An 11,485-nucleotide genomic window follows, 5' to 3' on the forward strand; every position below is an offset into this window, starting at 1 on the left:
GAGTGACCCCCACACGTGGACGAGGAGAAGCGCGCCACCGACGTCACCCCGCGCGGGGCGCGGAGACGTCGCCCCCGCGCGGGCGCGGACGACACGGGGCGCGCACCGGTCCGGGGGAAGGGGCTCGTGCTCTCTGGACTGACACTCAGTCTCACTCGAACCGCGCGTCACCCGAGCACCACGGAGTGTCAGTTCACTCCTTCGGGTGAGGTTGACGCCGCAGCCTGACGGGCGCGGGCTGCGGCGCCCGAAACTGACGCCGACTCCGTTACACCAGACGCCAGTCCACCGGCTGCGCACCCTGCCGGACCAGCTGCTCGTTGGCCCGGCTGAACGGGCGGGAGCCGAAGAAGCCGCGGTCCGCGGACATCGGGCTGGGGTGCGCCGACTCGATCGCCGGGATCCCGCCGAGCAGCGGGCGGAGGTTCCGGGCGGCCGAGCCCCAGAGGATCGCCACCAGCGGCCCGCCGCGGGCGGCCAGCGACCGGATCGCCTGCTCGGTCACCTCCTCCCAGCCCCTGCCCTTGTGCGCGTTGGGCGTCCGCGGCGCCACCGTGAGCACACGGTTGAGCAGCAGCACACCCTGCTGCGTCCACGGAGTGAGATCGCCGTTGGACGGCGGCGGGAAGCCGAGGTCCGTCCCGTACTCGCGGTAGATGTTCACCAGGCTGGCCGGGATCGGCCGGACGTCCGGCGCCACGGAGAAGCTGAGGCCCACCGCGTGGCCCGGGGTCGGGTACGGGTCCTGACCGACGATCAGGACCCGTACCTGGTCGAACGGCTGCTGAAAGGCGCGCAGCACGTTCGGGCCGGAGGGCAGGTAGGTGCGGCCGGCGGCCAGTTCGGCGCGCAGGAAGTCGCCCATGGCGGCGACGCGCGGCGCGACGGGCTCCAGGGCGCGGGCCCAGCCTGGTTCGACGATCTCGTGCAGGGGACGGGGTGCCATGGTGATCACCCTAGCGGCCCCCGCCGACACGCCGTCGGGGAGCTTGACGTCCGGCCGGTGCCCGTACTCGCCGACCGCGACGCCCGGGCAGCGCAGGCGGCGCAGCTCGGGCGGAGCAGCTCAGGCCGCGCCGCTCAGGCCAGCCGCTCAGGCCACGCCGCTCAGGCCACCACACGGCCGCGCAGCACCACCGCCTGCGGATCGGCGAGCACCCGGACGTCCGCCCGCGGGTCCTCCGCGTACACCACCAGGTCGGCCGGCGCACCCTCGGTCAGGCCGTCCCGGCCCAGCCACTCGCGGGCCGCCCAACTCGCCGCCGACAGCGCCTCGGCGGCCGACAGACCGGCCTTCACCAGCTCGGCCACCTCCTCGGCCACCAGGCCGTGCGCGAGCGAGCCGCCCGCGTCGGTGCCGACGTAGATCGGGATGCCCGCGTCGTGCGCGGCACCCACCGTGTCGTACCGGCGCTCGTGCAGCCGGCGCATGTGCGCCGACCAGGCCGGGAACTTCTGCTCGCCGCCCGCCGCCAGCTTCGGGAAGGTGGCGATGTTCACCAGGGTCGGCACGATGGCCACCCCGCGCTCGGCGAACTGCGGGATCAACTCCTCGGTCAGCCCGGTCGCGTGCTCGATGCAGTCGATGCCGGCCGCCACCAGGTCCGGCAGCGACGCGGCGGCGAAGCAGTGCGCGGTGACCCGGGCGCCCTCCTCGTGCGCGGCGGCGATCGCCTCGCGCAGTGCGTCCCCGGGCCAGCAGGCGGTGAGGTCGCCCTCCTCGCGGTCGATCCAGTCGCCGACCAGCTTGACCCAGCCGTCGCCGCGGCGGGCCTCGTGCCGGACGAACGCAGCCAGGTCGCCGGGCTCGATCTCGTGCGCGTAGTTGCGGATGTAGCGGCGGGTGCGGGCGATGTGCCGGCCGGCCCGGACGATCCGCGGCAGGTCCTCGCGGTCGTCGATCCAGCGGGTGTCGGCGGCCGAGCCCGCGTCGCGGATCAGCAGGGTGCCGGCGTCCCGGTCGGTGAGCGCCTGCTTCTCGCTGGTGGCCTCGTCGACGGCGCCGTGCGCGTCCAGTCCGACGTGGCAGTGCGCGTCGACCAGGCCCGGCATCGCCCAGCCGGTGACCGTCCGGACGTCGGCGGCGTGCGCGGGACGGTCGAAGCTGACCCGCCCGTCCACCACCCACAGCTCGTCCCGGACGTCCTCGGGCCCGACCAGCACCCGCCCCTTGATGTGCAGCACCGCACCGTCGCTCATGTCCCGCACTCTACCGACGGGCCGCCGCGGCCAGGGCGGGGAATCAGGTGTCAGGCGAGCGCCGCGAGCGGGACGAACCCGCCCCGGGCGGTGTCGCCGCCGAACACCTCGGCCCAGTCCACCTGCTCCGGCATCGCGTCGAGGGAGACCACCACGGCTCCACCCGCCTCCTCGACCGCGGCACACCAGGCGTCGATGTGCGCGGCCTCCTCCGGATCGCCGGGTGCGGTGAGCGTGGGGATCACGCAGCCGGCCCCGCCCGGCCCGTCGACCACGCACATGACGAGGCTCGGCACCAGCGTCCACCCCACGCAGACCGGCATGGCCCCGTCGGGGCCGTCGGCCAGCGCGGGCAGCCCGGTGTGGACGGGCGCCGCGCCGAGCAGCAGCAGCGGGGGCACCGGGCCCGTGACGAAGTGGGCGTTCTCGGGGGGCAGCAGCATCCGATCACTGTGCCACGGCGGCCCGGCCCGCCGTCACGGGGTGTACGACTCGACGACCGGGTGCCAGACGTCCTGGAGCTGCGGCTGGGTGGAGCCGACGGCCCAGAGCGTGCCGGTGCCGGGGACGGCGGCGACCGAGAAGAAGGAGGCGCCGGCGGCGGCCGGGTCCGCCGGCTGTCGCGTCCAGGCGCCGTCGCGGTACCGGAGGGTGAGGGCGGGAACGGCGGCGCCGGGCTGCTCGCCGGCCGCCCAGAGGGTGCCGTCGGGGGCGGCGGCCACCGCGTGGAGCTGGCCCTCGGCGTCGGCGGGCGGGTCGGCGGGCCGCCAGTCGCGGCCGTCCCAGTGCAGCAGGTACGGCCGGGCGGGGCCGTCCTCGTCGGTGCTGGAGCCGACCGCCCAGACGTCGTCGGGGGCGAGCGCGGCGACCGACTCCAGGGTGGTGCTGCGGTCGTCCTCGCCGGGGGCGTCGACGATGCGCCAGCCACGGCCGTCCCAGTGTTCGGTGAGCGGCCGGCCGGTACCGTCCGGGTCGTAGGCGACGCCGACGGCCCAGAGGCCGCCCGCGCGGTCGGCGGCCGCGCCGAGCAGCAGGGCGTCGCCCTCCGTTCCCGGGGTGGGGACGGTGTGCCAGGCCGAGCCGTCCCAGTGCAGGGCCAGCGGGCGGGGGGCGGTGGTGCGGTCCTGTGCGGTGGCCCCGACCGCCCACAGGTCGTTCGGGCCGGCGGCGGCGAGGGCCAGCGGGTGGACGGACCGGTCGGCGGGGTCGGCGGGCAGCGGGACCTCGCGCCACGCGCGGCCGTCCCAGTGCAGGGCGAGACCGCGATCCTCGCCGGCCGGCGGGTCGCTGCGGCTGCCGACGGCCCAGACGTCGCCCGGCCCGAACGGCAGGACGGCCTCCAGGCTGCCCGCGCCGCGGTGACCGGGCACCCGCAGCCGGCGCCACACCCGGCCGTCGTACCGCTCGACCAGCGGGGCACCGCCGGCTTCGCTCTCCTCGTAGCCGACCGCCCACGCCGCACCGGGCCCGAGCGCGGCGACCGAGCGGAGCTCCTGGTTGCGCGCGGCGGGCGGCAGCCGGACGGCGTGCCAGCCGGCGACCGCAACCGCCCCGGGGACGGCGCGGTCGACCCGGCCGTCCGGGTCGGCGACCGGGACGGGCGGGGCCGCCGCGGTGGCCGCAGCGCAGGCGAGCGCCAGCGTGGCCGCCCGGCGGAGCAGCCGGTCCACCCGCCCGGTCGGTCCGGTCCGTGCCATGGGGCCCCCTCCCTCGCGCAGCGGCCCCGGCGGACCGTGCAGCACGAGTGCACCAACCCACGGCCGCCCGGGCGAGCCGCGGCACCCGAGTCGCCGCACACTCGACCCGATCGGGTGACACCTGACGAGGTTTCAACCCGGCCTTCGCACGCCCGGCCGACCGCGGACGGCGCCGTCCCGGTCGGTCGTCCCGGTCGGTCGTCCCGGTCACCGCCCCGGTCGGTCGTCCGGGTCGGTCGCCCCGGTCAGTCGCCGTCCCGGTCGGTCGCCGCCCCGGTCAGTCGCCGTCGCGGGCGTGGCGGGAGAGGGCCGAGGAGGCCAGGGAGTTGTGGATGGAGAAGGCGACCGTGCCGGGCAGGTAGCGGTCCTGGGACCACTCGACGGGGGTGCCGGTGGGGTCGGTGGTGCGGCGCTTCTCGCGGAGGAGGGGGCTGCCGCGGCGGCAGCCGAGCAGACGGGCGTCCTCGGTGTTGGCGGCGACCACGTCGATGGTGTGGTCGGCGTCGGTGAAGAGGATGCCGTGCTCGCGCAGCGGCTCGGTGTGCGAGACGGCGTCGGCGGGGAGTTCGGCGACGATCTCGCCGACCCGCGGCGGGTACACCGTCCGTTCGACCATCACCGGGGTGCCGGAGAGGGTGCGCAGACGGAGAGTCACGTACACCTCGGTGCCCGGCTCCAGGCGGAGCAGTTCGCACTCGGTGGCGTCGGCCGGGCGGCGGACGAGCGACTCCAGCCGGCCGCCGGGTTCCTCGCCCATGGAGCGGGCCCAGTGGGTGAAACTGAGCAGTTCGGAGAAGCTCTGCACACGGGCGGTGCCGAGCACCACGCGGCGGGTGCCGCGGCGGGAGGTGACGAGGCCGTCGGCGCGCAGCAGGGCGAGGGCCTGCCGGACGGTGCCGCGGGAGACGCCGTACCGCTCGGCGAGGGCGCCCTCGGCGGGGAGGCGGCCGGCCTCGCCGTAGCGGCCGGCGGTGATCGCCTCGCGGAGGTCGGCGGCCACCGTGCGGTAGAGGGCGCCGGTTGCGCGGTCCGGGTCTGCTGGCACGGCGGTGTGGTCCTTCCTGGCAGGTGTCCGGCGCATTCGGCACGCGGCGGACGGCACCGACTGTAACCGTTTTCGATCACCGATCGGCGGGCCGGTCTCCACCGTTCCCGCAGCCGCCCCCTGCCCTGGGGCGTCCGTTCACCTTCCCGTCACCGCCCTCCGGCGTACTTACCGGCGTCGCCGAAAGTTGGCTGGCCAACTTGGCCCGACCGACCGGCGCCTCCCGAAGCGAACCCCGCAGCAGCGCCCCTCACCCTGGAGAACCATCCGTGACCGTGCACCGCGCCCGTGCCGCCGCCCTCGCGGCCGTGCTGACCGCCGCAGCGCTCTCCCTGTCCGCCTGCGGCTCCGCGGGCTCCTCCGCGGCCTCCGGCGACGCCGGCAAGCCCGCGGCGGGCGCCAAGGCCGCCAAGGACGCCGCCTCCGCCGCCGACCTCGGCGGCATGGACGCCCTGGTCGCCGCCGCCAAGAAGGAGGGGAAGCTGCACGTCATCACGCTGCCCCACGACTGGGCGAACTACGGCAAGATCCTCGAGGGCTTCAAGGCCAAGTACGGCATCGCCGTCGAGGAGGAGAACCCGGACGGCTCCAGCCAGGACGAGATCAACGCGATCACCTCCCGCAAGGGCCAGGACCGCGCCCCCGACGTGGTCGACCTGGGCAGCGCCTTCGCCCTGCAGGCCGCCAAGGACGGCCTGCTCGCCCCGTACAAGGTCGCCGGCTTCGACAAGATCGCCGACACCATGAAGGACCCGGCCGGCCTGCGGGTCAACGACTACGGCGGCTACATCTCGATCGGCTGCGACGCCAAGCGCGTCGGCACCTGCCCGAAGACCTTCGCCGACCTGCTGAAGCCCGAGTACAAGGGCAAGGTCGCGCTGAACGGCAACCCCACCAAGTCGGGTTCGGCCTTCGGCGGCGTGTACGCGGCGGCGCTCGCCAACGGCGGCTCGCTGGACAACATCCAGCCCGGCATCGACTTCTTCGCCAAGCTGAAGCAGTCCGGCAACTTCAACCCGGTCGAGTCCACCCCGGCCACCGTCGAGAAGGGCGAGACCCCGATCTCGATCGACTGGTCCTACCTGAACGCCGGCTACACCGACGAGTTCAAGGGCAAGGGCATCGACTGGCAGGTCTCCGTCCCCTCGGACGGCTCCTACGCCCAGTACTACAACCAGGGCGTCAACAAGTTCGCCCCGCACCCGGCGGCCGCCCGCCTGTGGCAGGAGTACCTGTTCAGCGCCGAGGGCCAGAACCTCTACCTGGGCGGCTACGCCACCCCGGCGCTGTTCGACGCCATGAAGAAGGACGGCACCCTCGACACCGCCGCGGCCGCCAAGCTGCCGACCGTCGAGAAGCCCTTCACCACCTTCCCGACCCAGGACCAGATCACGGCCGCGAAGAAGGTCGTGACCGAGAACTGGACCAAGGCGATCGCGGGCTGATCGACACCATGACCACGGCTCCCACCCCGGTGCCGGCCCCGGCCGCCGCTGACCCCAGCGGCGGCCCGGGCGCCGTGGCCGCCGGGCCCGCGACTCCCCCGCCCGCCACCCGGGCCCGCCGCCTGCGCGGCGGATCCTGGCTGGCCGCACTGCCGCTGCTGGCGTTCTTCGCGATCGGCTTCGGCCTGCCCGCGATCGCCATCGCCACCGGCGCGTTCACGCTCTCCTCCGACGCCGAGGCCGGCGCCGGCTCGTTCACCACCGCCAACGTCACCGACTCGGTGCAGGGCGCCTACTGGACGGCCCTGCTGAGCAGCGTCAAGCTCTCCGCGCTCACCGCCCTGATCGGCACCGTGGTCGGCCTCCCGCTGGCCCAGGCCGTGGTGACCTCCCGCTTCCGGGCCGTCCGCGAGGCGGTGCTGACCGCCTCCGGCGTGCTCGCCAACTTCGGCGGGCTGCCGCTGGCCTTCGCCTTCGTCGCCACCCTCGGCAACGCCGGCGAGGTCACCAAGTTGTTCCACCTCACCGACCACGGCTGGACGCTCTACGGCTTCACCGGCCTGACCATCGCCTACCTGTACTTCCTGGTGCCGCTGATGGTCCTCACCATCACCCCGGCCCTGGACGGGCTGCGCCGGCAGTGGCGCGAGGCCGCCGCCAACAACCGGGCCACCACCCTGCAGTACTGGCGGCACGTCGCCCTGCCGATCCTGCTGCCCTCGCTGCTCGGCGGCTACGTGCTGCTGTTCGGCAGCGCCTTCGCCGCCTACGCCACCGCCGCCGCGATGGTCGGCGCGACGGTGCCCCTGATCAGCCGGTCGATCGCCGACGCGCTCTCCGGCAACGTCCTGGTCGGCCAGGGCAACCTCGCCCTCGCCCTCAGCCTCGACATGATCGTCGTCGCCGTGCTGGTGATGGCCGTCTACCTGCCCCTCCAGCGCCGGAGCGCCCGATGGCTCAGCTGACCCCGACGGCCGGCAGCGGCCGGCGCCCGCGCCCGTGGCGCGGTGCCGTGCTGCTCGTCGCCGGCCTGTACTTCCTCGTCCCGATGGCCGCCTCCGTGTGGTTCTCGGTCGACGACCCCAACGGCGGCGTGCAGTTCGACGCCTACACCGGCCTGCTGAGCGCGCCCGGCTTCACCGACGCCCTGCTGCTCACCCTCGAACTCGCCGCCGCCACCGTGGTGGTGCTGCTGGTGCTGCTCGTCCCGGCACTGATCGCCGCGCGGCTGGGCACCGCCCGGATGCGCGCCGTGCTCGAAGTGGTCTGCACCCTGCCTCTGGTGGTGCCGCCGGTCGCCTTCACCGCCGGACTCATCGGCGTGCTGCGCTGGGGCCCCGACCACCTGATGGACACGCCGTTCTTCCAGACGATCGTCTTCGTCCAGCAGCCCGAGTTCCCGCTCGTCCTGGTGATCGCCTACGTGCTGATGTCGCTGCCGCTCGCCTACCGCGCCCTGGACGCGGGCCTGCGCGCCGTCGACGTCCGCACCCTGGTCGAGGCCGCCCGCAGCTGCGGCGCGAGCTGGCCGCGCGCCGTCGTCACCGTCGTCCTGCCGAACCTGCGCGGCGCCCTGCTGAACGCCGCCTTCCTCACCCTGGCCCTGGTGCTCGGCGAGTTCACCGCCGCCTCCATCCTCGGCTACCAGCCCTTCGCGGTCTGGGTGTACTCGGTGGGCAACAGCCAGGGCCAGATGTCCGTCGCGGTGTCCGTGCTGAGCCTGCTGATCACCTGGGTGCTGCTGCTCCTGCTCGCCGCCGCAGGCCGCGAGCGCCGTCCCGCACCCGCCCGTTCCTGACCCGGAGACCCCGCATGAGCACCGCCGCCCCGCACACCCTGCCCGCCGCGACCGCCGCGGGCGGTGCCACCGTCGAATTCCGCGCTCTGCGCCGCTCGTTCGGCGCCACCACCGCCCTGGACGGCCTCGACCTGGACGTCCGCCCCGGCGAACTCCTCGCCCTGCTCGGCCCGTCCGGCTGCGGCAAGACCACCGCGCTGCGCATCCTGGCCGGCTTCGAGACCCACGACGCCGGCGACGTCCTCGTCGACGGGCAGCCCGTCACCGGCATCCCGGCGCACCGCCGCGACGCCGGCATGGTCTTCCAGTCGTACAGCCTCTTCCCGCACCTGACCGCGCTCGACAACGTCGCCTTCGGGATGCGGATGCGCGGCACCGCCAAGGCCGAACGCCGCGCCCGCGCCCAGGAACTGCTGGAACTCGTCGGCCTGCCGCAGCACGCCGGCCGCTACCCGCACCAGCTCTCCGGCGGCCAGCAGCAGCGGATCGCACTCGCCCGCGCCCTCGCCCTCGAGCCGCGCGTGCTGCTGCTGGACGAGCCGCTGTCCGCCCTGGACGCGAAGGTCCGGCTCACCCTGCGCGAGGAGATCCGCCGCCTGCAGCGCGAACTCGGCATCACCACCCTGTTCGTGACCCACGACCAGGAGGAGGCGCTCTCGATGGCCGACCGGGTCGCGGTGCTGCGGGCCGGCCGCCTGGAGCAGTGCGCGGCACCCGCCGAGCTGTACGCCCGCCCGGCCACCGCCTTCGTGGCCGAGTTCGTCGGCACTATGAGCCGCATCCCCTGCGAGCGCGCCGGCGCCGGCGTCGCCCTGCTCGGGCGGACGTACCCGGTCGACGGCACGCTGCCCGCGGACGGGCCGCTGGAGGTCCTCGTCCGGCCGGAGAACGTCGTGCTGCGCCCAGACGCGGACGGCCCCGCCCAGGTCACCGGCGCCTCCTTCCTCGGCGCGGTCACCCGGCTCACCGTCCGGCTCACCGACGGCACCGAGGTCAAGGCCGACCTGGCCACCGAGGCGGCCGCCGCCCTGCCGCCCGGCAGCCGCGCCCACCTCGTCCTGCCCGACCGCGCCGTCCTCGTCGACCGCCGCCGGTAGGGCTCGTCCGAAGCCCCGGTCCCGACCCCGCTGGTCCCTGCGGTCACCCCGGACGCCCTGTAACGTCCCGGGGTGGCCGCCTTGCGTAAGGTGCACCCATGCCCCACACCCCCGCCGCCGTCCTGTTCGACATGGACGGCACGCTCGTCGACACCGAACCGCTCTGGTGGCAGGCCGCCGCCGAGACCGCGGCGGCACTCGGCCTCGCCCTGACCGAGGACGACCTGCCCGAGGTGCTCGGCCGGGCCGCCGAGCACACCGCCGCCCACCTGCACCGGGCGAGCGGCACGGACCGGGCCGAGGCGGAGCTCGTCGAGCAGCTCAACCGGTCGTTCGCCGGCAAGGTCGCCGCCGAGGTCGTCCCGCGGCCGGGCGCCCTCGACCTGCTCGCCGCCCTGCGCACCGCCGAGGTGCCCACCGCGCTGGTCTCCGCCTCGCCGCGGCGCGTCGTCGACCTGGTGCTGGGCGCCATCGGCGACCGCTGGTTCACCACCACCCTCGCCGCCGAGGACACCGAACGCACCAAGCCCGACCCGGACCCGTACCTCGCCGCCGCCGCCCGCCTGGGTCTCGACCCGGCCGCCTGCATCGCCGTCGAGGACAGCCCGGCCGGGGTCGCCTCCGCCGCCGCGGCGGGCTGCGCGGTGCTCGCCGTGCCGTCCACCGTCCCGATCGCGGCGCACGGCCGGATCACCCTCCTCGACAGCCTCGAAGACGCGGACGTGGCCCTGCTGCACGCCCTCGCCGCCGCCCGGCCGGCCTGATGCCGTACCTGCTGCTCGCACTCGCCATCGCCAGCGAGGTCTGCGCCACCAGCCTGCTCAAACTCACCGACGGCTTCAGCCGGTTGTGGCCGAGCATCGGGGTGGCCCTGGGCTACGTGCTCTCCTTCCTGCTGCTCGGCCGCGCCCTGAAGCACATCCCCGTGTCCGTGGCGTACGCCGTCTGGTCCGGCGCCGGCACCGCCGCCGTCGCCGCGATCGGCGCCACCTTCTTCGCCGAACCCCTGGGCCGCCTCCAGTGGCTGGGCATAGCCCTGGTCATCGCGGGCGTCGTCGTCATCAACCTCCGCGGCGGCCACTGACGTCGGCGCGGGCGGGCGGCGGCGCGGCCTCCCGCGGTGACGGCACCTCGGCCGGACCGACAAGAGACGCGGTGGGACCGGCCGGCGCGGACGGCCCGACCGGCGGGGCGTACCCCAGGAGCATCCCGGGGACCTGGGTGGCCAGCAGGACGACAGGGGCGATCAGCGCCAGCATGTCGGCATCGATCCCGGCCCGGCCCGCCGCCAGCAGGATGCCCAGGCCGACCAGCAGGGCGGCGACGACGGCCAGCGCCCGCACCCCGGGACGTGAACCGGCGACCACCGGCGCGGGGCCTGCCTGCCCCGGAGAAAGGGCCAACGGGCACACCTCGGACACGGCCCGGATCCGCTCGAGCTCCGCGGCCGTCCCGGCCGCGTCCGACCGCCCCTGCAGCAGGTCCTCCAGTGCTGCGTCCAGCGCGGCCGCAGCCGCTCCCGCCTCGGCGACCAGCTTCTGCCGCATCCCGGCACGGAGCGAGACCCCGTACCGGGCGTCCCGGTCGAGTGCCTCCGCCACCCGGCCGACGGCCTCGTCGAGTGCCGCCCGTGTCCCGCGGGTCGCCGCCGCCAGGTCCTCCGCACAGGCCAGCAGCGCCATGGTGACGGCGAAGTCCACGAACTCACGGCTGTAGCGGCGTCCGACGGCGATGCGGTCGAGCCGGAGCAGCGCGAGGCACATTCCCAGCAGGCAGAAGGCGGGGAGGACAACCACGAAGAGGACGAGCCGGGTCGGTCCCAGCGCGTACCAGGCGACCAGCGCGGCGGCGAGGGGCAGCAGCGCGACGACGGCCACCCACACGCGCTCGACCTCGCTGCGACGCTCCACGGCCCACCAGCCGGCCAGCCGTTCCTCCAGCACCGTGCTCGGGCCGCGCACCGCGGCCGGCAGATGATCCCGGTTCACTCCTGCGCACCTGGCCTTCGCCCTTCGGGCCGCCGCCCCGGAGCGGCCCGCGCCCGGCCGGAACAGCAGCCGTCTGCCCCGACCTCGCAGCAGCACCGTCTCGCCGCAGAGAAGGAGGCCGACCAGCGGGCCGAAGACCGCGAACCACAGCGGCAGCAGCGTGCCGTAGAACCATCCGAGCACCGTCATGGCGTCAGCCTCCCGCACGGGTCGGAC

General features: G+C 75.1%; 12 protein-coding genes. 6 read left to right on the top strand and 6 right to left on the bottom strand.

From position 1 onward, the window contains the following. Window positions 1-268: 268 nt before the first annotated feature. The 5 genes from KSNIM_RS11985 to KSNIM_RS12005 all read right to left on the bottom strand — a co-directional run bounded on the left by KSNIM_RS11985 (window position 269) and on the right by KSNIM_RS12005 (window position 4,941). The gene (locus KSNIM_RS11985) at window positions 269-946 is read right to left on the bottom strand and encodes a uracil-DNA glycosylase (RefSeq protein WP_263103226.1); all 678 of its coding nucleotides are present in this window, start codon (window positions 944-946) and stop codon (window positions 269-271) included. 161 nt (window positions 947-1,107) lie between these two features. Next, window positions 1,108-2,199, bottom strand: coding sequence for an amidohydrolase family protein (locus KSNIM_RS11990; protein WP_263103227.1), 1,092 nt, complete (start codon window positions 2,197-2,199; stop codon window positions 1,108-1,110). Window positions 2,200-2,249: 50 nt separating this feature from the next. Beyond that, entirely contained in the window at window positions 2,250-2,642 is a 393-nt protein-coding gene (locus KSNIM_RS11995; protein WP_263103228.1) for a hypothetical protein, read from the bottom strand. Window positions 2,643-2,675: 33 nt separating this feature from the next. Continuing rightward, a complete protein-coding gene (locus KSNIM_RS12000; protein ID WP_263103229.1) occupies window positions 2,676-3,896 on the bottom strand; it encodes a hypothetical protein in 1,221 nt (406 codons plus the stop codon). 277 nt (window positions 3,897-4,173) lie between these two features. Continuing rightward, window positions 4,174-4,941, bottom strand: coding sequence for a GntR family transcriptional regulator (locus tag KSNIM_RS12005; protein ID WP_263103230.1), 768 nt, complete (start codon window positions 4,939-4,941; stop codon window positions 4,174-4,176). A gap of 269 nt (window positions 4,942-5,210) precedes the next feature. Here KSNIM_RS12005 and KSNIM_RS12010 point away from each other — a divergent pair, with 269 nt between their 5' ends. From KSNIM_RS12010 to KSNIM_RS12035, 6 genes are all read left to right on the top strand, one after another. Further along, window positions 5,211-6,386 (top strand): ABC transporter substrate-binding protein, encoded by a 1,176-nt coding sequence (locus KSNIM_RS12010; protein ID WP_263103231.1) that lies wholly within the window; start codon window positions 5,211-5,213, stop codon window positions 6,384-6,386. An 8-nt stretch (window positions 6,387-6,394) separates the two neighbouring features. Next, on the top strand, window positions 6,395-7,351 hold the full coding sequence (locus tag KSNIM_RS12015; protein ID WP_263103232.1) for an ABC transporter permease: 957 nt from the start codon (window positions 6,395-6,397) through the stop codon (window positions 7,349-7,351). Beyond that, window positions 7,339-8,184, top strand: coding sequence for an ABC transporter permease subunit (locus KSNIM_RS12020; protein ID WP_263103233.1), 846 nt, complete (start codon window positions 7,339-7,341; stop codon window positions 8,182-8,184). The genes KSNIM_RS12015 and KSNIM_RS12020 overlap by 13 nt, the downstream gene beginning before the upstream one ends. Window positions 8,185-8,198: 14 nt before the next feature. Next, window positions 8,199-9,281 (top strand): ABC transporter ATP-binding protein, encoded by a 1,083-nt coding sequence (locus KSNIM_RS12025; RefSeq protein ID WP_263103234.1) that lies wholly within the window; start codon window positions 8,199-8,201, stop codon window positions 9,279-9,281. Between the two features lie 98 nt (window positions 9,282-9,379). Next, window positions 9,380-10,045, top strand: coding sequence for an HAD family hydrolase (locus KSNIM_RS12030; protein WP_263103235.1), 666 nt, complete (start codon window positions 9,380-9,382; stop codon window positions 10,043-10,045). Then, window positions 10,045-10,365, top strand: coding sequence for a DMT family transporter (locus KSNIM_RS12035; RefSeq protein ID WP_263103236.1), 321 nt, complete (start codon window positions 10,045-10,047; stop codon window positions 10,363-10,365). The genes KSNIM_RS12030 and KSNIM_RS12035 overlap by 1 nt, the downstream gene beginning before the upstream one ends. Here the strand turns inward: KSNIM_RS12035 and KSNIM_RS12040 are convergent. Further along, window positions 10,343-11,458, bottom strand: coding sequence for a hypothetical protein (locus KSNIM_RS12040; protein WP_263103237.1), 1,116 nt, complete (start codon window positions 11,456-11,458; stop codon window positions 10,343-10,345). The two genes, KSNIM_RS12035 and KSNIM_RS12040, sit on opposite strands and share 23 nt — an antisense overlap. Window positions 11,459-11,485: the final 27 nt, after the last annotated feature.

It is taken from the genome of Kitasatospora sp. DSM 101779 (genome assembly GCF_025655475.1).
Lineage (GTDB): Bacteria > Actinomycetota > Actinomycetes > Streptomycetales > Streptomycetaceae > Kitasatospora.

What these genes read in the sequence shown, in the direction of transcription:
- KSNIM_RS11985 (WP_263103226.1), bottom strand. Translation starts at nt 946, where the DNA reads ATGGCACCCCGTCCCCTGCACGAGATCGTCGAACCAGGCTGGGCCCGC.
- KSNIM_RS11990 (WP_263103227.1), bottom strand. Translation starts at nt 2,199, where the DNA reads ATGAGCGACGGTGCGGTGCTGCACATCAAGGGGCGGGTGCTGGTCGGG.
- KSNIM_RS11995 (WP_263103228.1), bottom strand. Translation starts at nt 2,642, where the DNA reads ATGCTGCTGCCCCCCGAGAACGCCCACTTCGTCACGGGCCCGGTGCCC.
- KSNIM_RS12000 (WP_263103229.1), bottom strand. Translation starts at nt 3,896, where the DNA reads ATGGCACGGACCGGACCGACCGGGCGGGTGGACCGGCTGCTCCGCCGG.
- KSNIM_RS12015 (WP_263103232.1), top strand. Translation starts at nt 6,395, where the DNA reads ATGACCACGGCTCCCACCCCGGTGCCGGCCCCGGCCGCCGCTGACCCC.
- KSNIM_RS12020 (WP_263103233.1), top strand. Translation starts at nt 7,339, where the DNA reads ATGGCTCAGCTGACCCCGACGGCCGGCAGCGGCCGGCGCCCGCGCCCG.
- KSNIM_RS12025 (WP_263103234.1), top strand. Translation starts at nt 8,199, where the DNA reads ATGAGCACCGCCGCCCCGCACACCCTGCCCGCCGCGACCGCCGCGGGC.
- KSNIM_RS12030 (WP_263103235.1), top strand. Translation starts at nt 9,380, where the DNA reads ATGCCCCACACCCCCGCCGCCGTCCTGTTCGACATGGACGGCACGCTC.
- KSNIM_RS12035 (WP_263103236.1), top strand. Translation starts at nt 10,045, where the DNA reads ATGCCGTACCTGCTGCTCGCACTCGCCATCGCCAGCGAGGTCTGCGCC.
- KSNIM_RS12040 (WP_263103237.1), bottom strand. Translation starts at nt 11,458, where the DNA reads ATGACGGTGCTCGGATGGTTCTACGGCACGCTGCTGCCGCTGTGGTTC.